The organism is Pseudoalteromonas sp. PPB1, from assembly GCF_015356275.1.
GTDB classification, from domain to species: Bacteria; Pseudomonadota; Gammaproteobacteria; order Enterobacterales; family Alteromonadaceae; genus Pseudoalteromonas; species Pseudoalteromonas rubra_D.
Window position 1 is genome coordinate 19,073 of the sequence record NZ_JACEQV010000016.1, and the last position, 22,232, is coordinate 41,304.

Sequence of the window (22,232 nt, forward strand, 5' to 3'; positions counted from 1 at the left end):
CGGATGTACTTCTATGTGCTGACGATAGGTCACTTTGATTATTGGGCTTGCGCAGGTCGGACAGTATGCAGTAAAAGTGAGCACAGCACCTGAAGAACATGGTGATATGGCAAGGTATCAGTACAGTGCTATATCAGTCTGCATACGTATACAAGGCTGCAACAATGAAAACCTCAATCGCGTCTGGTGCCCCGCGAAATACCTTAGGTCTGGTTTTTTGCTCGTCACTGTTACTTGCGCTGGCTGGATGTGGGGTTGACTCCCCCAGTGCAAGTACTACTAACACTCCACCGACTCAATCAGATCCGCCACAGTCTGATCCACCTCAATCCGATGCGCCTACAACAAAAGGCTACAAGGTAGAGCTGAGTGCAACTCAGTCAATATCGGCTTATGAATTAAAACTGGACTTTAGCGTTGCGCCCAATGAAGGGTCAATGTCCATGAGTAACAGTTTTATTGTGTCTGACGGCACTCTGGTTGCTTTGGGCCCTGTGTCGGCAGAAGAAGGCAAGTCTTTGCATTTTGGTGCACTTACCTATGGCAATAGTAGTGGTTTTACAGGCTCTGCAGAAGTACTGACATTTGAAGTCAGTGTAGACTCAGGCACGACGCCTGAAGTGTCAAGCAGTAAAACACTTTGCATGAATCGTCTGGCGCAGCAAGTTAATTGCAGCATTTCGGTCAGTGAACAGTGAGGGCGTTACAATGAAATATTTATATATTACAGCGCTACTGAGTTTACTGAGTGCACCTGCTTTGGCCACTGAAGGGTCGACAGCAGGTGAAAACTATGACAAATCACTGGCTCGTTCAGTCCCTGTTGAACAAGCTGCGGCTGTTGGTATGACGCCGATTACTTTCAGTGAATTTCCCAATGGCACAGCGATTACCAACCAGTATGCTGATCGAGGTATTATATTTGGCGGTGATTCACCGTTTATTACATCAGACATTGCTAATCCAACAACCCCAGTGTTAAGTGGGTCCCCGAGGTTCAACGGTGCCATTGAAGGGCGTTTTGTTGATCCGCAAACAGGCGAGCCGACAACCGTAAACAGTTTTTCTTTAGATGCCGGGTACTTTGACAACTTAAGCTCGACCCGGTTGCAGTGGTTTAACCCGGAAGGTCAATTGATCAGAGAAGTGCTGGACTCACAGTTTGGGATTGAGCACTTTTCGATTCGGGACGAAAACATAGCCTCATTTCGGATAGAGATCATTGCTCAGGAAGATGCCGGTTATGCAATTGATAATGTCGCATTTAACCTTATGGATGCCGCGTTTGACCATACCTTTAACCTGGATAAGGTGATTTTGTCACCAGGCTCTCTTAGCGCAAACCAATTCTCTGTGTATTTTAAAAACTTGGAAGCGCTTAACGGTGCTGCGCTTGCGGATGTCTGTAATTATCAGTTCCATGCCGAAGATAGCAGTTTGAAAGTCACGGCTCAGAACTGTGATGTTAGCACGGATAAAAAGACATTCCGCATCGATTTTGCTTTGACTCAGGCGCCTTATAACCTGAGTGGCGCTCAGGTTTCGGTGTGTAAAGAGGAAGAGTGTGAAGTTATTGACGATGTCAACAATTTGAATGTGTATACCACGGCATTTAACGTTTCTACAGATGGCTTTTCTTTTCAAAATGGCGATTGGAACCGCTTTATGATTACCGAAGTAAAAGACGTTTCTTTGTCTTCATTCTTATGCTGGAAATTTGATCGTTGTACACCCGACCAGTTGTCTTACCTGGGCTTCATGCGCAAAGTCGCAAGGTCTTTTGCACAGTTCCTGGCGCCGGCAAATAAACGCAAAGCGTATGATGTGATTGGTTATTACCGGCTGGAAGATTATACCCAGGGTCTGAACAGGCTTGACCGGCGGTTTCTCGGTGTATGCCATGGTATGGCAGCATCGGCAATTGCCAACTACAACAATGCCAGCGAAGGGGTAGCCTGGGGAGCCAATATCGATGCGACATTAACGCGTGCCCAGCTAACATCAACCTTCCAGAGCCACTGGGACAACCGCAATAGTGAGTCGCCCAAGCCCTATGTTAAGGCTGTTGGCAGTTACGATGTGAAATCGGATGCTGCGGATGCTTTTCATGGCTTGTCTAAAATTGGTTATTACTTTTTGTCGCAGTCTGCGTTTAAAGGCAGTGCCTGGATAGGCTCTCACCCGCGTACCATATTCCCGGGGATATCCGCGATGAATGCGTTTTATTCGCCGCACTTTATGGAAAACAAAATTGCCAGTCTGCGCTTTAGCATTAACCGTCCGAAAAGACGGGGCGGACATTCTATTCTGGCTGCTGGCTTGATCCAGTATAACGATGTGTCTTTGTACATTACCCATGACAATAACTTCCCTGGTGAATATACCATGATGGAATTTACCAATGGGCTGACATTGAAGCATTTCATCTTCTTCGGTGCGCCACAAAACGACAGTGAAAAGTATGATCAACATGGTGACTTTAAACTGACAAACTACTATAGCGCGTCGAGCTATGCGCAATTTGGTGCTTATACCGATGTCACAGATCAGCTGCGCATTTATGGCCAACCGGGTGCCAGTGAACGTGCCAATGATGTTCAGAATGCAGAGGATGAGACACCAGTCAGTGTGGTTGAGCTGGAACATCCACAGCATATTACAGTGTTAATCGCAGGGGGACGGCTTGTTGGTGTTAATAAAGTGAGCGACCAAAGTGCTGTCGTATTGCAGCCTATTCTGGACGAGCCTGACACGATGCAAGCCTATCTGAAAAACGCTGAGCTGGTTACCGAGTTTATCTTGCCCTTAACGGATACTTACTCAATTCAGGTGGAGAAATACCCTCAGTATCCCGAAGTTGAAGTGTATGTCACCATTCCACAAACCAATGGCAAGGTACTGGTACTTAACTATGAAGATGTACTGACTCAGAGTGACGAGGACAGTGCCACTGTGCAGCTAACCGTTGGTCAGGAAAATGAGAATGCCAATATCAGTATTAACGGCGTAGCTCAGGCTCCGACGTATGCTGAGGAAAGCAGCTTTGTTGTGGCGCAGGTTTCTGCACTCAAGGCCATAGTGAATGGACCTGTTGTTTCGCTGAGTTGGCAAAACCCGCAAGGTAGTAACCTGAAGGAAGTGGTGGTGACCAGAACGGTGAACAGTTTGCCCACCTCTATAGACGATGGCGCTAGGATCTTTACCGGTTTAGAGTCGGAGTTTGTTGACAGTGCATTTGCCAATACGCGCTATTACTACAATGTCTATTCGGTTGCTGATGATTCAACTTCTGAGCCCAACAGTATCTATGTTGATACGCACCAGGCAACCTTGCACGGTAAGGTTTCAGATGCCAGTGAAATGGGGATCGCCAGTGTCGAAGTGGTGTTGACCAATGGCGTTGGTTTGAGTCAGGTCGAAATTGCGCGTCAGCTAACGGATACCAACGGCATCTTTAGCTTTGCTAATCTGGCTAAAGGCTTGTATAAGCTCAGTTATAGCCACGCTTCTTACCGTTTTGATGTTTCAGACGATGCGGTTAATCTGACTGAGCCCAGCCAACAGGTGAACCAGCTTGGTGTGGCGGTACCGGTTCTGTTAATCAATGTGGAGAATGCCATCGGCTCTGAGCAGCAGGTTAGTATCAATTGGTCGGGATTACATATCGCTGATTCAGACACTGTTGATATTGTTTATCAGGTGGGAGATGAGACGACTGAAATTGCCACTGGTGTTGCATTCTCTCAGGGTCGCTACTTGTGGGATGTATCTGCCCCGGGTGATACATCGATATCAGTGCAAATTATGCTGAGTGATGACAAAACCGTGATCAGTGAACAACAGGTTTTTGTTCTAAAAGAAGTCAGCCCGTTTGACTTTAGCGGCGATAGTGTTTTATCCGCGGATGATGTTACAACGATTGTAACCGGATGGTCGGCTACGACGGGCGATACACAATTTGATCCGCGCTTTGACCTAAACGAAGATGGAGAGATTGATCTCAAAGATATTATGCAGGTAGTCGCTGCGCTTAATCAGGAGTAATCCGTGGAGTAACCCATGGAGTAACCCATGGAGTAACCCATGGAGTAACCAAAGTTTGCTCAGGCCGCGCGTGTTGCCCGGCTTGAGCAAACACCTCGTATGTGTTGTATGTCAGTGTCCTAACCGCATCTAAGTTGAGATTGCAAGGCGGTTCCACAGTTTACAGCACAGCGAGACTCATCAATTAACCCCAGATAATACAATCCGGTCGATTGTCTTTAAATGTCCAGCACGCATTAATTGAATTGCAAAAGTTAGTATTCGGGCAGTTAGGCAAGCCTGTTGCTGCGCCGCCAATCTGAGGGGTTTGCTGAGGTGACAGCTGATTGTTTTGGGATAGCGACTTGATTTTTTTCTTGTTTAAATTGAGTTTCATGCTCATTTCCTTTGTAGTGAGAAAAGCCCAATGCCGGGCTCCGTTATGTTGACCTCCCGCGCACTTCGAAGCGAGCTGGAGGATGTATACCAACCCTGCCGCCAACTTTTGAAGTAAGCCATCAATAGGGTTGGTGTTAATTCCTGTTATTGTGTTGTATTCGTCTCCGCCTCCGGTGCGACTTCATGCCAGGAGAACTCGTCGTAAAAGTTAGTGCAATTTAGGGTGACCTCAGCGGCATTTGCCAGGTAGAGCTGATTAGTATCCGACTGAGGATAAGTAAAGTAGTTGCTACACTGAGCGCTTTGACCTGGGCCGATTACTACCTGAGTGCCTGCTTTTAAAGTGCAACGCACCAGCATATCCAGTGGTGAGTACTTGGGACAAATATTGAATTCGGCCCGGTATTGCGCAACCCCTCCGAGCGGTTTCTCCAGTGACCACCACTTGCCGAATTTAGACCCTTCGTAGGTGCTGTTCCAGGCTCGCCAAATAATGAGATCTTTGCTTACTTCATAGTTGCGTGCGTTACAAAGTCCACCCTGACCGGGCGCGGCAATCACGTTTCCAGGTATGCTCTGTGCTGGTAGTGGGACCAGGTTTGGGTGTTTGAGCTCCGTGAGCGGGCAGCTTGCCTCGACACTGGCATTTGTAGACGGTGTCGGGGCTGGTAGCTGGCTGCAGCCTGTGAGTATCAGCAAGGAAAGAGACGTTGCTACGCCAATCTGAATTTTCCTAATCATTATATTAATTTAAATGCAAACTTTTAATAACTATATGGCGTTTTAAATCAGAATAAAAGAGTGTTGGTAATTTTAGGTTAGTGATTTTGTCTTACTGTTTGTCTCGCAAGAGCGATTTATCGTGTTGAACATGATGAACGGATACGAAAGGCAATCTGCTGCGCCTACCCGATTTAGAAAAATTCAACTTCCCTGGCTTGAGGAGTTGCTGTTTAAACACTAGGTTTACTTTTTTAACAAAAAAGGAACTATCTATGTGTCGCTTAATACTTATCCTGCTCGGACTGAGCATCAGCCTTAGCTGCTTCGCTACCGTTTTGCCTGCTACGCACCATGCGCTTATTTACGAGGGCCGGGTACATAAAAACTATCAGCAAGGGAGTGTGGAATTTAACTGGCCGGGTACGGCCATCCACACTCAGCTGGTGGGTAAGTCCATCGCAGTCAGTTTAGTCGGTAATGGTGACCAGTTTGATGTACTAGTCGATGGTCGGTTGCACCAAAAAATCGTGACGGCATCAACGGGTGAAGCTCAGCGCTTTGTGTTGTTTGAACAGGCAGAGCCAGGTCGGGTGCGCATCGAAGTGGTGAAGCGCTGGGAGCATTATGGTGCACGCACTCAACTGTTGCAATTTGAGGTCGATGGGGCTTTGGAGGGGGTATGGGAAACACAGCCACACATACTGTTTATCGGAGATTCAATTAGTGCGGGATTCGGCAGCGAATCGACTAAGCGACAATGTGACTGGCAGGAGATTGTTAATTCGAGTAATGCGCGGTTGGCCTTTCCTTATGTTGCGGCGCAACAATTAAATAGCACGTTTACTCAGGTGTCGTATTCTGGTCTGGGCTTGATCCGCAACTGGAATGGCAACCAAACACACCACACTCTGGTAGATTATGTTGATCAGATATCCGCAGTATATGAGGATGATTTGTCATATCAGGAGCGCTTTCCTCAGTTAATTGTGTTGGAGTTTGGGACTAATGATTTTAGTACCGACCCTCAGCCACACGAACCCTGGCAAACGATAGAGGAAGTAAAAATGGCCTGGGAAGCAGCCATGGTCGAGTTTGTTCATTCGCTGCGAAGCCGCTATCCGGATGTTGCTATTGTGGTGATGCCTCGTCCTGCATACCCCTATGACTTTATTATTCCAGCAACACATGCAGCGTTGCAACAGCTTGCCAATGAAGGGGTTGAGGATGTGTATGCCAATACTTTTGTATCTCCATTGGAAGGCTGTATCTGGCATCCTACGGCGCAGGAGCATGCGAGTATTGCCGGTGAACTGGTCACATTTATTAAGCAGCACAATTTGCTTTAATTGCATTGCCTGACGTTTTGGGGCGCGAAAGTCGTTTTTCTTCAATCTTGTTGTGGTGTCTCTGGGTAGTCTGTAAGCCATGAATGACACTTAAGGAAAAATGATGAAAAGAGCAAGTTATTTACAATGTGCCCCAAAACTGATGCAACACTTGTTTACTCAGGAGCAATTATTAAATGAAGAAGTCACACGTACACTGGATACGAAACTCTGGGAACTGGTTAAACTCAGAGCGTCTCAGTTAAACCAGTGCGGCTATTGCATTGTTATGCACAGCCGTCAGGCAATGGAGCAGGGCGAAAGCGCCCGGCGCATTATTGCCCTGAATGCCTGGCGAGATATGTCAGGATTTACTGCAAAAGAGCGTCTGGCACTGACTTTGTGTGAACAATTGACAAACGCTCAGCCGATTGATGATACTTTATACTGCGCTTTATCTGAGGAGTTCAGTGACGATGCACTGGTGACCCTGACGGTTGCCATTAATGCCATCAACGCCTGGAATCGAGTTGTCAAAATGTTTAAACCTGAGCCAGATGAATAACCAACTAATGTTGCAACGCCATCAACCGGATGACAGATCCCAACGGTATGTGCAAGCTGTATGGTTTGCACGCAGCCTGCACTCTGGCACTCGCTGGCTACCTTGCGATGGCGCACAAGGGATAGTCTTTGTGCTCAAAGGTGAGGTGTCACTGGATGAGCATAAACTGACAGCACCTTTTCACATTCAGCCACCCTCAAAGCATGCCGTACAACTCTCTTATAGCGCGGACGCTGAGTTTGCCGGGATCCGATTGTATCCAGCCAGATTGAAGGCGCTTCAGCAGGCTGTTTATCCCTTGTTATCTGAACCCGGATTGTGCGCGCTCGCTGAGCAACTTGGCCAAGCACCGACCCTGTGTACGTTAAAGCAATGGTTACAAACTTTGTCGAGCGCAGCACCCGACCCCAGTTATGCCATGCAGCATACCTACCAGCTCATCAGTTCACTGATGCAGTTACGTCCCCTGGAAGACGCTTATCGCGGCGTGCCGCTGGGGATACGTCAGCTAGAGCGGCAAGTCAAAGCGCAATCTGAGTTAACGCCTAAGTATCTGGCACGCATCTACCGGGTTCGGCATGCACAACAACAACTCAGAGATAACCCACTGATAGATTTGGCTCAATTGGCACAGCTAAGCGGCTTTTCTGACCAGGCACACCTGACTCGTGAGTTTAAACACATTCTAAAGATCACGCCGGGCAAATATGCTCGTCAATTATCTGCGTCAGTCACGATTTATTGATTGCCAGCAGCGCAAATTGGGCGTATATATCGCGCTCAAATTTCTAGTTAATCGTCAGGTGAGTGATTGGACCTAGTATGGGTTGTTGTGCTTATTAGTATGAGCGCTGTATTTGCGTTATGCGAGATATCTCTGGCTGCGGCACGTAAAGTGAAATTGCAAAGCAGGCTGGATACGGGTGACCTCCGAGCCAGAAAAGTGATGCATTTGCAGGCAAACGCACATCAGTTTTTTGCTGCTGTTCAGGTGGTATTAAACGCCTTAGCCATTGTGGCAGGCATGATCGGTGAGTCGGTCTTTACGCCATATCTTTATCAGGCATCACAGCTTGTTATGCAGTTGTTTGTCACTGAGGTGGCGCAATATCATACGCTGCTATTGCAAGTTTCCACGGTTCTGTCTTTTTTGTTGATCACGGCGATGTTTGTGTTGTTTGCTGATTTGCTCCCCAAGCGGGTTGCTATGGTGATCCCTGAGTCAATCGCCATGCGCTTTATTGGCCTGATGCTGGCAAGCGTGTGGCTGTTTAAGCCCGTGATTTGGCTATTTAACCTGCTGGCGGATGTCATAATCCGGGCATGTAAGTTACCAACTCAGCGTGATGAGTTGATCACCCGGGATGATCTGTTTGCGGTGGTTGACCAAAGTGCCGAGCAGGGCGAACTTGGGGCACATGAGCACAATATCATTGGCAATGTACTTGACCTGGACCAGACCAGTATCACTCAGGCGATGATTAACCGTGACGCAGTGGAATGGCTGAATATTCATGACGATCAACATGTGCTTGCACAGCAAATTCAAAGCCACAGTTTTCAGCAATATTTGCTGTGTGATGAAAGCCTGGATCAGGTGATCGCCGTGGTAGAGGCTAAGCAATTATTGAGTAATCTGATAGCTGGCCGGCCCTTGCTTGATGCGCAGCATGAGGCTTTTCTACGACCTGTGATTTTGCTCGATACGCTGAGTTTATCCGACGCTTTGAATGCGCTAAAGGCCCATCCTTGCAGTACTGGCGTGGTAATCAATGAGTTTGCAACTGTGGTGGGCATGGTGACATTGTCCAGTATCCTGAATTTTATCGCATTAAAAGACGGTGAAGCGATAGAAGCACAATTTCGCCAAAAAGATGCGTCACGCTGGGTGGTGCAAGGGGATATGTCGATGAAAGACTTCCAGTTGTCCGTTGTAGAGTATGAATTTATGCCCGTTGACTCGATTGAGACACTGGCAGGGTACCTAATTCATCACTGCAAGCGCTTTCCGTATCAAGGGGAGTCCATTGAGATAGAAGGCTTTGTGTTTAAAGTGACTGAAATACAAGGCCTGGCCATCAAACAGATTGAGGTCAGTCGCGGGTAAAGTCCAGGGTATTAGTCGCGATTGGCATCTTGCAAAGCTTGAGCGCGAGATCTGCCCAGGCCACATGACATTGTGATAGATCAAAGCGCCTGACAGTAGTTGCAAAGGGCTTTTTCACTGACTTTACAACCCTGCTTCTGTCTTCTAGAGTTTTGAATATCCGTTAATTTTAGTGGAGCTGCGCAGTAACATCGGCTCCCTGTCGAGCGAGCAGTGCAATTATCTACACCTTCTCTACTGCTGATGGCTGGTGCCGGGGTGGTTGCCTCAGCGCTGGCCTTGGTGTTTATGTGGCTGGCAAACCGAGATGTCAAGGCGACGCTTTACTGGGCGTTGTCTCCCATCTGTCTGGCATTGAGCATGATATTGTTCGGGGTGCAAAATGAGTTGTCATTGAGTGTACGGTTTTTGTTGCCAAACTTATTTGGCCAGGCTGCTTTAGTACTGGTGTTGATTGGCTGCTACCATGCGTGTGAAAAAACGGTGCCGCTACGTCAAATCAGCTGTTATTTTGCGGCGTTTTTGTTCATCCATTGTATCTTTACTTACGTCATATCAAATTACGCGTCACGGCTGATCCTGGGGATGATCACGTTGACCATCACTTCAGGTTGGATCTGGGCGTGTTTGTATCGTTTTGGCCGACCTCGTTATGCAAAGTCTTTTGTCCTGATCAGTCTGAGTCTGGGGTTTGTTACTATTTTTGCGCTCGGAAAAGCGTTTGATGTTTTATCTCACCCCGGCACTACCAGCCTCCAGCAAGATCACACTCTAAAGGCTCAGCTGTTTGTTGTGTCTCTATTTATGAGCCAATTGGTGTTTAATTTCGCATTTGCGATCATGACCGGAGAATATCGAAATGCCAAAAACCGCGAGATTCAGCGCCAGTTACTGGAGTCCAATCAGGCGCTACAGCAGGAAAAGCAACGCGCCGAGCAACACTCGAAGATGAAATCAGAGTTTCTTGCCAATATGAGTCATGAGATCCGCACCCCAATAAACGGCGTGATTGGGTGTCTGAACCTGTTGCTGAGTCACGACCTGGATGCGCAGCAAAAACAATATGCCAAACTGGCAGACGCCAGCGCGCATTCATTGCTGGGAGTGATTAACGATATTCTGGACTTTTCTAAAATCGAATCTGGCAAACTGGAGATTTCCCCGGACTCTGTTGACCTTTATGAGCTGGTTGATTCAGTGGCAAAATCATTTGCCATTCCATTAGACAAAAAACAGCTCACACTTTTGGTGGACTGTCATGGGCTAAAGCACCGGTTTGTGCGTCTTGATCCGATCAGGGCACGCCAGATCCTGACCAACTTATTGAGTAATGCCGTTAAATTTACAGAGTCAGGTACACTCCAGCTTATCGTGAAGTGTGATGAAGTGGATGTCACAGCCGTCAGCCACCCGGTTACAGTGTTACAGTGTGACGTTATTGATTCTGGGATAGGCATAAAACCTGAAGTCAGGCACAAGCTGTTCAGTTCATTCAGTCAATGTGATGCGTCCACAACGCGCAAATATGGGGGGACCGGACTGGGGCTGGCTATCGTCAAACAACTGTGTCAGTTAATGAATGGCGATATTGAACTGGTTGACAGTACGGAGCCAGGTGCACATTTTCGCTTTCATTTTCAGGTTGAGGCGCAAAAGGGCGGCATATGGGGCAGGGGGATCCCCCCTGAGAACGCTCAGGTGGCGGTGTTGTCTATGCAGTCCCGGCTGGCAAACATCCTGTGCAGGCAGCTCGAAGTACTGGGGTGCCAGCCACAAACATTAATGTTACCACTTAAAACAGAGTTGACTCATGACATACTGGTAGCGGATCTGAGCAACTCATCGTATCAACATAAACTGATTGAGGCGCTTAGCCATCTGCCGGGTAAACGGCGGATCCTCGCTCTATGTAATATGCAATGCGAAATCCAACATGACCCTGTTTTTGCTCAGCATCAGATTACAGTGGTTTACCCCCCGGTCACAGCCAAAGATTTGGTACAGATGTTTACAGATGAGCATAAACCTAACTCACCAGAACCTGCTAATGGGGTGTCACCTTTGCGGGGTGTGCGTGTTTTACTCGCCGAGGATAATCCAATAAATCAGGTGGTTGCAAGTAAGATGCTTGCTGCCTGGGAAGTGGAAGTGCAACTGGCTGAGTCGGGTAAGCAAGCCGTGGATATGCTGAGGGAAATGCCAGAACATGGATTACCTGATTTGATTTTGATGGATTGTCAGATGCCAGAGATGGACGGGTATGAAGCAACCCGGCATATTCGTACTCATCCGGAACTGGAAGCTTGTCGGGACTTACCTATCATTGCGCTGACTGCCAATGCGATGCAGGGTGAGCGAAAAACGTGTCTGGCTTGTGGTATGAGTGGTTATGTCAGCAAGCCCATTCAGGCTGACTTATTGCAAGCAGAAATGCTCAAAATGCTGGTGGACAAAGCCGCAGGTCAGGCATAATTGAGACCAGGCGGCGATTGAGTCTGTTTTTCTTTATTCAGAGCTTTCTCCCCAGGCGTTTTTCAATCTGACGCTTCTCCCATTTTGCACCGAACAGATCAAAGACTTCAAACGCGCTTGCCCAGTGACTGAACAGCCCTATACCCCAACCGAGTGCAGGCCACCAGGCCCAGATATAATCAGGACTGGTAAACATATTTATGGCAAAAAGCCCGCTGTTGACTACAACATAGGTAATTAAGTGCGAGTAAAAATCTTTAATTGCGCGTACCTGCTCTATGATACGTTGTTCCTGATGGGTTATCGTTTCATGGCTCATATCATCTGGCTCCTCTTTGAGATCTGCAACAGTAGTTTCAAAAACAGCAGCTAATGACTTTAATGACTCCAGGCTGGGACTCTGACCGCGCTCTATTCGCTGAATGGTACGAACACTCAATCCGCTAAGCGTTGCCAGCTGCTCCTGCGACCAACCGCGTTGTAATCTGAATTTCCTGATAATCATTACTGTTTTCCCATTTGCTGCTCTGCCACTTGTTTTACGCATATTCTCGTCGACAGAGTACGTCAGCGTAACGACATAGCAATGACAAAGTAAATATTTCAATAAGTTAAGTAGAGGGTGATATGTTTGTTCTGTGCCACTAACTAGTGAACATTGTCTTCACAGTATAATATTATTTGCGAATTTAAGTACACCGACCTCATCATGGCTCAGTAGCTGTTACGAGCTTGGTAGCCCATTGGGTAGATTGCAGCCAGACACGGATTAGTTTTCCAACGCTTGCGGGATCACGATACTAAATACCGTGCCTTCTCCGGGTTGGCTGGATAAAGCAATATTGCCTTTCAAACGGGTTTCAACCAGTTTTTTGACTATATATAAACCGAGGCCGCTGCCGCCTGTACCGACGCGTGTTGTATAGTACTTGTCGAAGACTTTACTGGTCCTCTCACATTCAATGCCTTTACCGTTATCTTTTATATACAGGGCTATGTTGCCGTCCTGATGTTCGACGTGGATATCAATTGTACCGGCGACATTGTCTTCAAAAGCATGGATAAGCGCGTTATTGATTAAGTTGATGATGACCTGAGACAGTGCGCCAGTATCAGAAATAAGGTGCAATGTTTGCGGGCAGTTGATCGACACCGTATGCGGTGTGCGCTTTAATTTGGGTGTCAGAACATATTGGATATTGTGCAGGTAATCATGCAAGTTACACTCTGAGACTGTGCCACTGAATTCACCCACAACAATGTGCTTAAAGCTGTCTATGAGGTGCATGACATTGTCCATGCTGGAGAGCACAATTTCACAGCTTTGTGCTGTGTTATCAATAAAGGCGTTTAATTCCTGCTTGGCCAGTGACTGTTTTTGCACTTGCAGCGCAAGCTCCTGCTGTTTTTCATTCAAGTGCGAGATAGCAGTTTTGACAACGCTGAGCGGTGTGCCTAGCTCGTGTGTAAGTTCTCCAACCAGCTCGCCAATATGGCTAAAATGCTGAGAAGTTTCAAGTTGTTGCTCTTTGAGCTTGGAGAGCTTTTCCAGTTCAAGGGTTTTATCTCGGAGTGTTGAAATGAGCTCGTCACGTAAATTGATCAGGGCTTGTAATTGCAGGTGAGTTGTCACGCGTGCCAGCAACTCTTCCTGCCGTATGGGTTTAGTCACATAATCTACGGCGCCCACACTGAATGCTTCGACGATGTCACTGAGCTCACTTTTACCCGTGACAAAGATAACCGGGATCTCTTTAACTTTGCCAAGAGATTTAAGTCGACGGCAGGTTTCAAACCCATCTATGCCAGGCATCATCACATCGAGCAAAATTAAATGAGGGAGGAAAATGGTTGCTATATTGATGGCTTCTTTACCAGAAGTGGCGAATGCGACTTCGTACCCTTCGGGTTCCAGAAAGTCAGTCAGTAACTCAAGGTTTTCAGCCTTGTCATCAACAATTAGAATCTTGCAATTGTTCAGTGAAACCGGATCATCATCCATCTTGCACCTCGTCGAGCGCTGCAATAAAGCCTGTCATATCAAACCTACTTATAAATTTAGCCAAGTATTTCGTAAGCTGCCTGTTATTTGGCTGTTGTGCGTCAATTTCTTTGAGTGTTTGCTTGATCCGAGAGCTGTTATTGACCTGAGCATAACTTATTAACTGGGCCCGTTGTTCAGCGGGCAACGAATAATCGGCAAGTGTAATCTCATCTGATGGCGCGCTATCTGGAGACGAAGAACTTGTTAACTCAGCGCTTTCAAAATGTTCCGGGAAGAAAGATAACAATGAATCGAAAATTTGTTCGATTGTATAGGGTTTACCAATAAACTGGTCAAAACCAATACTGAGATAATGCTGTACTTCATGATGTAAGCTAAAGGCTGAAATGGCCACGCATTTTAGTTCAGACAAACCCAGATCATTACGAATGACGACGACGGCCTCATCACCACGCATGACGGGCATTAACAAATCCAGAAAAACAATGTCAAAGGCGCTTTTTTGAATGAGCTCAATGGCTTGTTTACCATCCTCAGCATAATCGACCTCAATACCGCATGCCGCAAGTGTCTGGCCAAGTATTTCGCGGTTGTAAGCAACATCATCAACACACAAAGCGCGCAGTGTTTTGTCCGCCCGCACACTTATCTGCTGTAATGTCTGTTTTTGAGTGTGGGTAGTGGTTATCTGTGCAGCTTGTAGTGGCAAAGTAAAAGAAAAGCAGCTGCCTTTGCCGGGCTCAGAGCTCACCTCTAGCTTACCTCCCATCATTTCTACTTGTCTGGACGAAATGCACAGACCAAGCCCGGTGCCACCTTTCTCTACACCGGCACTGCCTTGCGTAAAACTATTAAACAGGTTCTCCAGTTCTTCAGGCAAGATACCGGGCCCGGTGTCCAGTACTTCAAAGCGATGTAAACCTGCCTTTGGTTGTGTGTAGCGAAGTTTAATCGTGCCACTGTCCGTAAACTTGACTGCATTACCCAGTAAATTGATAAGTACCTGCCGCAGTTTACCCTGATCTCCATGAACCCCGGTCGGTTCACTCAGTGTGCTGTCTAATTGCCAGGCAAGTTGCTTTTGCTCACACTTGAGTTTGAACATGCTCCCCAAATCTTCCAGCAGCGCATTGAGCTCAAAGTCAACGGGGTTGAGTTTGCTAGAGCCGGCTTCTATCTTTGAGATATCCAGCACGTCATTGATTATGTCCAGCAAATGGTTGCCAGCTCTGATGATTTTGTTCATGGTGTTTTTGTGACTGGCATTGAGATCTTTTGCTCGTTCGAGCAGCTGGGCAAAACCCAGTACCGCATTGAGTGGTGTACGTATCTCATGGCTCATGTTTGATAAAAACATGCTTTTTGCCAGATTGGCTTGTTCTGCGCGTTCCCGTGCCGCTTGTAATTCTGCGGTACGTTCCTCAACTAAGCTCTCTAACTCAATATTATTGTTGCTGAGCCTTTCCTGCAACTGAGTATTGCGCCAGGCAATGCCTAAATTATGGCCCAGGTTCAGTAAAAGTTGCGCCTCCTGCGCCTCGATTGGATTGCTGTAGCAGGCAATGGCAAAAATAGGAGACCCGTCTGCCTTATCTCCCAGAAATAACACGGCATAGTTTTCAAATATCGCACTGCGTTCTGATTGCGCATTATATTGCGCGATGAACTGTGTTTTCACGGATTCCGGTATGGTGAGGGTAACGTCCTCCTGAGGAAAAAGCTGCTCAAAGGCGTCGGTGCTAAGGTCCAGTTTGACAACAAACACACTCATGGGGGCAGGCTCAAATTGCTGGCTTAGCGGCAAGGTTTCAGTCAGGGTCTGAAATACCCGCAGTTCAAATTCAGCCAGTTCGGAGTCGCTAAGCAGCGCATTAGTACAGGTGATGATTTTGTCTAACCCGGATTGTACCTGCTGTGTTTTATCCAGGTGCGAATAGGTTCTCAGAGCAACTAACACGGAGGCTTTGAGCTTGCTGCTGGTCAGTTCTGTTTTGGTTTTGTAGTCGTTAACATCATATTCCCGAGTAATGTCTGATTCCGGCGCCATGCCTGGTTGACCGGTACGCAGAATAATACGCACTTTATGATTCTGCGCCTCCTCACGTACGTATTTGGCAAAATCCAGACCTGCTTCGGCAGTTTCCATCACGACGTCGAGCAAAATCAGGGCTATGTCATCATGTTCTGCCAAAACCTGTTGCGCCTGAGTGCCGCTGTAGGCATTGAGAAAGGTAACACCCCGGCCATCCAGTTCCATTTGTTCCAGCACTAACCTAGAGATCTGATGAATGTCTTCTTCATCATCGACTAACAAGATTTTCCAGGGTGGCAGGCTGGGTGACTCTTCAGGCTCGTCATCTGAGCCAAACAGGAGCGTGTCATCGTCGAACATATTAGATCCCACTTAACGTACTGAACTTAAAGTGTAGTGAATGATCAACAAAAACGACCAGTGATTTGCATGTATTCACTCAGAAGGGGATGAATATTGAGATCAGTGACGCTGTAATTTTTGACGTGAAATCAGCTGGGCAGACTGATCCACTAATAGCAGGTTAGTGGGCATAGGAAGTGATAAAGGCGACTGATTATAACGACTCACAGTGTTCACACTGGCTGAATACCTGAGCGCAATTAATGGGCTTCAGTTAATCTGATTTCCATTGGCTGATAAACAAGGCCGCCAGACTCTGCAATCTCTCCGGCCAGTGTAAAGCCATAGCTGTGATAGGCGGCTACGGATGGCAGTGACGCTGACACGGTAACCTTTGGTTCCTTCGTTAGTTTAAGTGCTGTCGTAACCAGGGCTTTGCCAACGCCCTTGCGCTGTGCTGATGGGGAGATAAACAACATCGCGATATGTCTGCCTGCTTTTAATTCAATCATGCCCACGGTCTGCTCAGCTATTTCGGCAACTAATATCTGGTTGTCTTCCGCCAATCGTGTTGCCAGGGCTACTGGCGCGGCAACAGCCCTGAAGGTGTCACAGCCCTCACTCGACAATGTTGCTGCAAGCGCGGTGTTAAAAGCCTCCATACAAATCTGACTGAGGGTATCTAAATCCCCGAGCTCTGCGGGTCTTATGTGCATTGTATTGTCTAATCCTGGCGCTCTTGCGCTGCCACCCATAACACCCCAACGCTTTTTTTGACTACTTTGACTGTGGTGCCTTTTGCAATAGGCGTTTCGCTTTTTAGCTGCCAGGTGATCCCGGAGTAAGCATGGGTGAGTTGGCTTTGCTCGTTGAGGTCTTCGCTGAGTGTAAAGGTGATATCAGCAAAGTCGCTATTAACTTCTGTGCTCTGGGTTTTGGCCTGCATGCGCTTGAGCGGTTGCCACAGTAAGCCGGCCAGCGCCGCTGTGAGCACAGCATTAACCCACAATGCATTCATGAGTGTTGCGTCCAGCAGGCCCACAGACATCATCAGGCCACTCAGGACCAGTGACAGACCCAGAAAAAACAGCACAAAGGTGGCAAAGCCCAGCACGGCAACTTCAACAATTAAGGCCAGTAATCCGAGTACAATCAGGATCTGACTCAGGTGCTCAACCAAGAGTGTCACAGTTGCTCCTTTTGTTTTTTATTCAAGCTGTTAATGATCGACATGCCCTGTGCGACCAAAGAGCTGGGGTCAGTGCCGCTTTCAGGAAGCAGTACGACTGATGATTCCCGGGCGATGGCTTCTTTGGCAACTATGGCTTTACTGGCCAAATCAAGCTGGATGGCTTTTTGTCCTTCCTCTGTGTTGGCCGCTTCACCGACTTTTCTGAGGGCATCTGCCTGGGCTTCTGCAACGGCAATAATGGCTTTTGCCTCACCTTCGGCTTTTAGGATTTGCTCAGCTTTTTCTGCTTCTGCGGCCAGTACCTGGGCTTGCTTCTTACCCTCGGCGACATTGATGGCTGCCTGTCTGTCACCTTCTGACTCCAGTATCTGTGCGCGTTTAACACGTTCGGCCTTCATCTGTGCTTCCATCGCTTCCATCACTGAGTTGGGGGGCACGATATCTTTGATTTCATATCTAAGTACCTGAATACCCCAGGGATCAGAAGCAGCATTGATGGCAGAGACAATATTGGTATTGAGCATATCCCGCTCTTCAAAGGTTTTATCCAGCTCCATTTTACCCAGCTCACTACGCATCGTTGTCTGGGCCAGCTGAGTAACGGCAAAGATGTAATCGTCGACACCATAAGTGGCTTTGTAGGGGTCCAGCACTCGAAAATACAAAACGCCGTCGACAATTAAAGAGATATTGTCGCGGGTTATGGCTGACTGAGAGGGAACATCAACGGCTTGTTCTTTGAGACTGCGATCGGCAGAGACCTGATCAATAAAAGGCACAATAAAGTTCAGGCCAGCCTCTTTGGTCGACTGGTATTTACCAAATCTTTCTATTATCCAGGCGCGATTCTGCGGGACAAATTTAATGCTCCCTTTGAGTACAAAAATGATAAAAATGAGCAGAAACGCCTCAACCGTTAGCAGGTAATCGAGAATGAGCGTAATTGGGTCCATGTTTATTCCTTATTTATATCCATTTATTTACTATAGCAACAATGCTGAAAGTGGACCATTACCAGCCAGAGAAGCGTGGCCAGTAGTCCACTTCATCATCACAGATGACGTGATAGCCCTGGTGTTGAGCAGCGGTAGCACAGGCATGATTGGGCAAAATACGTAATAAAGTACCGATTGCAAAGTGGCTAGTGTCGAGTGTATCTGGAAGCGCCACAATGCCGTGCTCCTGGTTAACACTAGTGATGCACAGCCCGGGCAAAACGTCGCCCTCACCATTACATACCAGTCCGTAACCGCATGGCTGCGATGCAAGCCCCAAATCGCGCGACAGTGCCATCCATCCAGCGTCGAGGATCAACCAGTTTTTTTCGCGATTGTGGCCTATCACCCGGGTGAGCACACTCAATGCAATGTCTTGCGGTTGACACACGCCTAGTCCTGCCATGACTAGGTCCATACTGGCATATACCCCGGCGCGTACTTCTGTTATGTGCTCAAATCCGTCTCCCAGTAAAGCCGTTGGTGTGGAACCGACGCTGACGACGGAGCAGTCTATTTGTTGCGAGCGTAGCGTGTCGGCCGCAATTTGGACAGCATGTTGCTCCTGTTGCGCCATAGCACGAATTTCATCCAAACTCTGGCATTCATAAGAACCTCCCGCATGAGTCAGAAGGCCTGTAAACAGCCCGGATGAGTCCAGGATTTTGGCAATTGCAATCAGTTGCGGATCCCTGGGTTTGACACCGGCGCGTTTGCCATCGCAATCTACTTCAATAAGGCAACTGAGCTGACAGTCATTTTCGAGGCAAAAGGCATGGATAAATTGTGCCTGCTCAAAACTGTCCAGAAGAATATGTAAAGTGACTCCCTGGTTTTGTATGTCCAGAACTTCCACAAGTTTATGTTCACTGATCCCCACTGCATAGGTAATGTCTTTAAAACCAGCCTGGGCGAATTGCCTCGCTTCTTGGAGAGTCGACACTGTGCAAGGAGCTGATTGATCCGCCAACATATGGCGCGCAACATCTACTGACTTTAGGGTTTTGAGGTGCGGTCGCAATGTAACTTCAAACTGTGACAAATGTTTATTGAGCCGTTCAATGTTGTTTAGCAGCTTCTTTTTTTCCAGTAACAAACAGGGGGTGTGTAAAGCATTGAGTGACATAAAAACTCCTTGTGTAATGGATCACTGACGCAAACTACTTCGGCTTATAAAGGGACTAATCCCTGCATGTTTTCAGATGTTCTGGACCCAGGTTACTTGTATTGGTAAACACTGTGTATTTACACTGAGGTGTGGCAACCAATGTATACGCATTTGTCCCTAAATCAAAGTGTTAATCATCACTGAATCTCAGCTATGTTTAACCAAATTGTCATAATTGTGCCTTGATTATTGTCTATGATGGTTTTGAATCAGGAACAAATGACATTGGTTGGAGCGTAGCAACTATGCCTATGCAATATTATGAAGACAACGCATTACAATTAGCGAAATTGTACCAGTCTTACCGCTTTGAACTGCTGCATGCTTCATGGCTAAAATTTGTTACCCCTTTAATGGAAGAATCGGGTCTAAAGTTTTTGGATATCGGCGCCGGGGCTGGCAGAGACGCAAAGTTTTTTGCTGAACAGGCAGAGCAGGCTGAGGTAGTGGCAGTAGAGCCCGTGTGTTCGTTAAACCGCCTGGGGCAGGCCTACACACGAGATATGCCGATCAGCTGGTACCAGGATGAGCTGCCTTGTTTGTATAAAGTTCGCAAGAACCACCAGAGTTTTGATGTGATTTTGGTGAGCTCGGTATTCAACTATTTGCAGTCCAGTTCAGGTCAGCAAGCGATGCTGACCTTACGCAATTTACTAAGCCCCGAAGGGCTACTGGTGATCAAGCTTCGTCATTGTAGTGATGAAGAAGCACTCAACTTACGTGGAATGCAAAACTGCTCTGTGGATTATTTGTTAGATATTGCACAAAAAGCGGAGTTAGCTTGCCTCGAAGTCACCGAGCCTGAAGAGGATGCACAAGGTCGGGCATCTGTCACCTGGCAAACCCTCCTATTTAAGCCAGTTTAATAGACAAAATTTCCTGGCTGTTGCTGCTTGACCAGGCTTGCTCAGCAGCACGTTGCTGGGTGAGCCAGCGATAAGCCAGGTGTTCCCCTGGTGCGAGCTGCACGTCACAGTTTGCCGGCACGCAGATACTAAATACATACTCAGTGTTAATATTCGCACCCGCTATATACCTATGCCGCCATTGCTCTCTGATGGTGTATTGATTGCATTTTTGATGGTCCTGAATACTCAGCCCAAGTGCTTTGGCGTTAATACCGGTCTCTTCTAGTAGTTCTCTGTATGCGGTTTCAATGGGCGCTTCTCCGGGGTCAATTCCACCCGTAACGGATTGCCAGAAATCAGGGTCATCGGCACGTTGCAACAGTAAGAATTCATTGTGGCTGTTATAAATGATGACGAGTACGGAGTGGGGGTGTCTGAGTGTCATGGTATTAGTCATGCTGTTTTTAGCAAATTTACCCAAATACAAGCCATGTTGGCAAGTAAAATGGGCCGGGAGCAAAGCAAAAAAAAAAGGCAGGAAATGTCCTGCCTAACCTCCAATAGCAACAAAAACTGTGCCAGGAAATACCCAATAAACCAACATCCTTGTTGGTAAGCTCTACTTCTCGGGAGTTCAATTGGAATGACTTGTGTGATGAGTCATGCCCTAAGGAACACCCACATGCTATCGCAGTGTTTTCCAAATGTAAACAAGAAAATGAGAATTCTCATATTAATATTTTTATATTTGTGTTTTATGCCTATTTTTTACCAGTAAAATTAGTTGCTTCTTATCTTGTTTCTCTACTGGGTTCAAATGTAAAGCGCAACCATTGTTAACATATATTGTTTTTTTGTATTGGTTTTTTGTCGCTTATTTGAGCGGATTGCATTAATGCTGACCAATCTGCCTGGAAATTGTTCTCTGGTATATTAATTGTATCTGTACCATGCTTAACCAGAATGTAATTAGGTGTCACTGACTTATGCTCACAAGCTTGTTGTTTTCCGCCGCTGTCGCTTTAAGTCCAGCGGAGCTGTTTAAAACGCTTAACCAGTTGAAAGAGCTGAACGATAAAAACCCGGCTCAGGCGGTTGCACTGTTTCATCAGGCGCAGGATAAATTGCCGACGGAGCCAAGCAAAGGCCTGTTACAGGTTTATCTCGCCGGGCTTGAATCGGGCGTTCGGGCCCACGACTATGATGCGGTGTCTGATATTATCGCGCAGTTGAGCCGGAACTCGTGGCAGGCATACTTACAGGGAGAGCATATTCATGTTATTGGTTCAGTCGCGATTTATCATCGTCGCATGCATGATTACGAGTATGCTGAGCAGTTAAACAAATGCGCGCTGAATTATGTTGCCGACGAGAAACAATATGCACGTATAGCCAATAACCTGGCAGTGGTTTATCGATTTACAGGACAACACAAGAAGGCAACCGGCATACTCAAAGAAGCAATGATGCTCTCGGATGATAGAGAGATAATTGCCAATATTAAAAACAATCTGGGTAATCTTTACTTTGACAGCAGCAGCTATCGAAATGCCCAGCTGATGTATATTCGCGCCTTTTTATTCCACTCCGAGACGGAGCAATTTGGCCATGCGGCCGGTACCGGCCTGAATTTGCTGAATACTCAAATCCATTTACGAGACTGGGGCGGCTTTTTGCGTTTTAAGGCATCGGTTGCTGTTCAGGTAAATGCCAGTGGCCAGACGGTATTCAGTGACTTTTATCAATGGCAATTGGCTGTATTTGATACAGTGGTTGAAAAGCGGCAGTTGCAAGCGACTACGCAAGAAAAGCTGATTGCTTCCATGCCAACCCTGATAGGCTCAGAGTTGACTCCGTCGGTCGATCTATACGTTCAGCTGCTTAACAATATGCCCATTAGTGAAGCCTGGCGAAAGGCAAAAGCAAAGCAACAACCTACGCAGATCAATAAGCCCGATGGCGGACGCATTGTGATAAAGCGGTGGTGTAATCGAGGTGCCAGCTCTACAACTCAGAGCGAGGGTTAGATGGGAGCA

19 protein-coding genes are annotated in these 22,232 nt (G+C 47.1%); 9 read left to right on the forward strand and 10 right to left on the reverse strand.

What is annotated here, in order from left to right:
* The first annotated feature begins 164 nt into the window (after positions 1–164).
* Positions 165–698 carry a hypothetical protein gene (locus IY568_RS16225; RefSeq protein WP_194868105.1) on the forward strand — a complete coding sequence of 178 codons (534 nt, stop codon included), beginning with the start codon at positions 165–167 and terminating at the stop codon, positions 696–698.
* A 10-nt stretch (positions 699–708) separates the two neighbouring features.
* Complete coding sequence (locus tag IY568_RS16230; protein WP_194868106.1) at positions 709–4,044, forward strand: carboxypeptidase-like regulatory domain-containing protein; 3,336 nt, start codon at positions 709–711, stop codon at positions 4,042–4,044.
* A gap of 184 nt (positions 4,045–4,228) precedes the next feature.
* On the opposite strand, the gene IY568_RS16235 is transcribed toward IY568_RS16230, so the two are convergent.
* Together IY568_RS16235 and IY568_RS16240 are read right to left on the reverse strand one after the other, a co-directional pair.
* Positions 4,229–4,420, reverse strand: coding sequence for a hypothetical protein (locus IY568_RS16235; RefSeq protein WP_125557374.1), 192 nt, complete (start codon positions 4,418–4,420; stop codon positions 4,229–4,231).
* Between the two features lie 146 nt (positions 4,421–4,566).
* Positions 4,567–5,163, reverse strand: coding sequence for a hypothetical protein (locus tag IY568_RS16240; RefSeq protein ID WP_194868107.1), 597 nt, complete (start codon positions 5,161–5,163; stop codon positions 4,567–4,569).
* A gap of 254 nt (positions 5,164–5,417) precedes the next feature.
* Between IY568_RS16240 and IY568_RS16245 the strand changes: the two genes are divergently transcribed.
* The 5 genes from IY568_RS16245 to IY568_RS16265 all read left to right on the forward strand — a co-directional run bounded on the left by IY568_RS16245 (position 5,418) and on the right by IY568_RS16265 (position 11,614).
* On the forward strand, positions 5,418–6,491 hold the full coding sequence (locus IY568_RS16245) for an SGNH/GDSL hydrolase family protein (protein WP_125557370.1): 1,074 nt from the start codon (positions 5,418–5,420) through the stop codon (positions 6,489–6,491).
* A gap of 103 nt (positions 6,492–6,594) precedes the next feature.
* Positions 6,595–7,035, forward strand: a complete 441-nt coding sequence (locus IY568_RS16250; protein WP_125557368.1) for a carboxymuconolactone decarboxylase family protein — start codon at positions 6,595–6,597, stop codon at positions 7,033–7,035.
* The gene (locus IY568_RS16255; protein WP_194868108.1) at positions 7,028–7,780 is read left to right on the forward strand and encodes an AraC family transcriptional regulator; all 753 of its coding nucleotides are present in this window, start codon (positions 7,028–7,030) and stop codon (positions 7,778–7,780) included. The genes IY568_RS16250 and IY568_RS16255 overlap by 8 nt, the downstream gene beginning before the upstream one ends.
* Positions 7,781–7,846: 66 nt before the next feature.
* Complete coding sequence (locus IY568_RS16260) at positions 7,847–9,142, forward strand: hemolysin family protein (protein WP_194868109.1); 1,296 nt, start codon at positions 7,847–7,849, stop codon at positions 9,140–9,142.
* A 213-nt stretch (positions 9,143–9,355) separates the two neighbouring features.
* Entirely contained in the window at positions 9,356–11,614 is a 2,259-nt protein-coding gene (locus tag IY568_RS16265) for an ATP-binding protein (RefSeq protein WP_194868110.1), read from the forward strand.
* 37 nt (positions 11,615–11,651) lie between these two features.
* On the opposite strand, the gene IY568_RS16270 is transcribed toward IY568_RS16265, so the two are convergent.
* From IY568_RS16270 to IY568_RS16300, 7 genes are all read right to left on the reverse strand, one after another.
* A complete protein-coding gene (locus IY568_RS16270; RefSeq protein ID WP_194868111.1) occupies positions 11,652–12,119 on the reverse strand; it encodes a helix-turn-helix domain-containing protein in 468 nt (155 codons plus the stop codon).
* Between the two features lie 264 nt (positions 12,120–12,383).
* Complete coding sequence (locus IY568_RS16275) at positions 12,384–13,616, reverse strand: hybrid sensor histidine kinase/response regulator (protein WP_125557358.1); 1,233 nt, start codon at positions 13,614–13,616, stop codon at positions 12,384–12,386.
* Complete coding sequence (locus IY568_RS16280; protein ID WP_194868112.1) at positions 13,609–16,011, reverse strand: hybrid sensor histidine kinase/response regulator; 2,403 nt, start codon at positions 16,009–16,011, stop codon at positions 13,609–13,611. The genes IY568_RS16275 and IY568_RS16280 overlap by 8 nt, the downstream gene beginning before the upstream one ends.
* A 242-nt stretch (positions 16,012–16,253) precedes the next feature.
* Positions 16,254–16,709 (reverse strand): GNAT family N-acetyltransferase, encoded by a 456-nt coding sequence (locus tag IY568_RS16285; protein ID WP_194868113.1) that lies wholly within the window; start codon positions 16,707–16,709, stop codon positions 16,254–16,256.
* A gap of 8 nt (positions 16,710–16,717) precedes the next feature.
* The gene (locus IY568_RS16290) at positions 16,718–17,182 is read right to left on the reverse strand and encodes an NfeD family protein (RefSeq protein WP_125557344.1); all 465 of its coding nucleotides are present in this window, start codon (positions 17,180–17,182) and stop codon (positions 16,718–16,720) included.
* Entirely contained in the window at positions 17,179–18,138 is a 960-nt protein-coding gene (locus IY568_RS16295; RefSeq protein ID WP_138538003.1) for a slipin family protein, read from the reverse strand. The genes IY568_RS16290 and IY568_RS16295 overlap by 4 nt, the downstream gene beginning before the upstream one ends.
* A gap of 58 nt (positions 18,139–18,196) precedes the next feature.
* Entirely contained in the window at positions 18,197–19,306 is a 1,110-nt protein-coding gene (locus IY568_RS16300) for an alanine racemase (protein ID WP_194868114.1), read from the reverse strand.
* A gap of 287 nt (positions 19,307–19,593) precedes the next feature.
* Here IY568_RS16300 and IY568_RS16305 point away from each other — a divergent pair, with 287 nt between their 5' ends.
* The gene (locus tag IY568_RS16305; RefSeq protein ID WP_125557338.1) at positions 19,594–20,214 is read left to right on the forward strand and encodes a class I SAM-dependent methyltransferase; all 621 of its coding nucleotides are present in this window, start codon (positions 19,594–19,596) and stop codon (positions 20,212–20,214) included.
* Here the strand turns inward: IY568_RS16305 and nudB are convergent.
* The gene (gene nudB, locus IY568_RS16310; protein ID WP_138538000.1) at positions 20,201–20,641 is read right to left on the reverse strand and encodes a dihydroneopterin triphosphate diphosphatase; all 441 of its coding nucleotides are present in this window, start codon (positions 20,639–20,641) and stop codon (positions 20,201–20,203) included. The genes IY568_RS16305 and nudB overlap by 14 nt on opposite strands.
* 541 nt (positions 20,642–21,182) lie before the next feature.
* Between nudB and IY568_RS16315 the strand changes: the two genes are divergently transcribed.
* Positions 21,183–22,223 (forward strand): tetratricopeptide repeat protein, encoded by a 1,041-nt coding sequence (locus IY568_RS16315; protein WP_194868115.1) that lies wholly within the window; start codon positions 21,183–21,185, stop codon positions 22,221–22,223.
* Positions 22,224–22,232: the final 9 nt, after the last annotated feature.

Excerpts from the sequence above, each read along its gene's own strand:
- IY568_RS16225 (WP_194868105.1), top strand. The coding sequence starts at position 165 with ATGAAAACCTCAATCGCGTCTGGTGCCCCGCGAAATACCTTAGGTCTG.
- IY568_RS16230 (WP_194868106.1), top strand. The coding sequence starts at position 709 with ATGAAATATTTATATATTACAGCGCTACTGAGTTTACTGAGTGCACCT.
- IY568_RS16235 (WP_125557374.1), bottom strand. The coding sequence starts at position 4,420 with ATGAAACTCAATTTAAACAAGAAAAAAATCAAGTCGCTATCCCAAAAC.
- IY568_RS16240 (WP_194868107.1), bottom strand. The coding sequence starts at position 5,163 with ATGATTAGGAAAATTCAGATTGGCGTAGCAACGTCTCTTTCCTTGCTG.
- IY568_RS16245 (WP_125557370.1), top strand. The coding sequence starts at position 5,418 with ATGTGTCGCTTAATACTTATCCTGCTCGGACTGAGCATCAGCCTTAGC.
- IY568_RS16250 (WP_125557368.1), top strand. The coding sequence starts at position 6,595 with ATGAAAAGAGCAAGTTATTTACAATGTGCCCCAAAACTGATGCAACAC.
- IY568_RS16255 (WP_194868108.1), top strand. The coding sequence starts at position 7,028 with ATGAATAACCAACTAATGTTGCAACGCCATCAACCGGATGACAGATCC.
- IY568_RS16270 (WP_194868111.1), bottom strand. The coding sequence starts at position 12,119 with ATGATTATCAGGAAATTCAGATTACAACGCGGTTGGTCGCAGGAGCAG.
- IY568_RS16275 (WP_125557358.1), bottom strand. The coding sequence starts at position 13,616 with ATGGATGATGATCCGGTTTCACTGAACAATTGCAAGATTCTAATTGTT.
- IY568_RS16280 (WP_194868112.1), bottom strand. The coding sequence starts at position 16,011 with ATGTTCGACGATGACACGCTCCTGTTTGGCTCAGATGACGAGCCTGAA.
- IY568_RS16285 (WP_194868113.1), bottom strand. The coding sequence starts at position 16,709 with ATGCACATAAGACCCGCAGAGCTCGGGGATTTAGATACCCTCAGTCAG.
- IY568_RS16295 (WP_138538003.1), bottom strand. The coding sequence starts at position 18,138 with ATGGACCCAATTACGCTCATTCTCGATTACCTGCTAACGGTTGAGGCG.
- IY568_RS16300 (WP_194868114.1), bottom strand. The coding sequence starts at position 19,306 with ATGTCACTCAATGCTTTACACACCCCCTGTTTGTTACTGGAAAAAAAG.
- IY568_RS16305 (WP_125557338.1), top strand. The coding sequence starts at position 19,594 with ATGCCTATGCAATATTATGAAGACAACGCATTACAATTAGCGAAATTG.
- nudB (WP_138538000.1), bottom strand. The coding sequence starts at position 20,641 with ATGACACTCAGACACCCCCACTCCGTACTCGTCATCATTTATAACAGC.
- IY568_RS16315 (WP_194868115.1), top strand. The coding sequence starts at position 21,183 with ATGCTCACAAGCTTGTTGTTTTCCGCCGCTGTCGCTTTAAGTCCAGCG.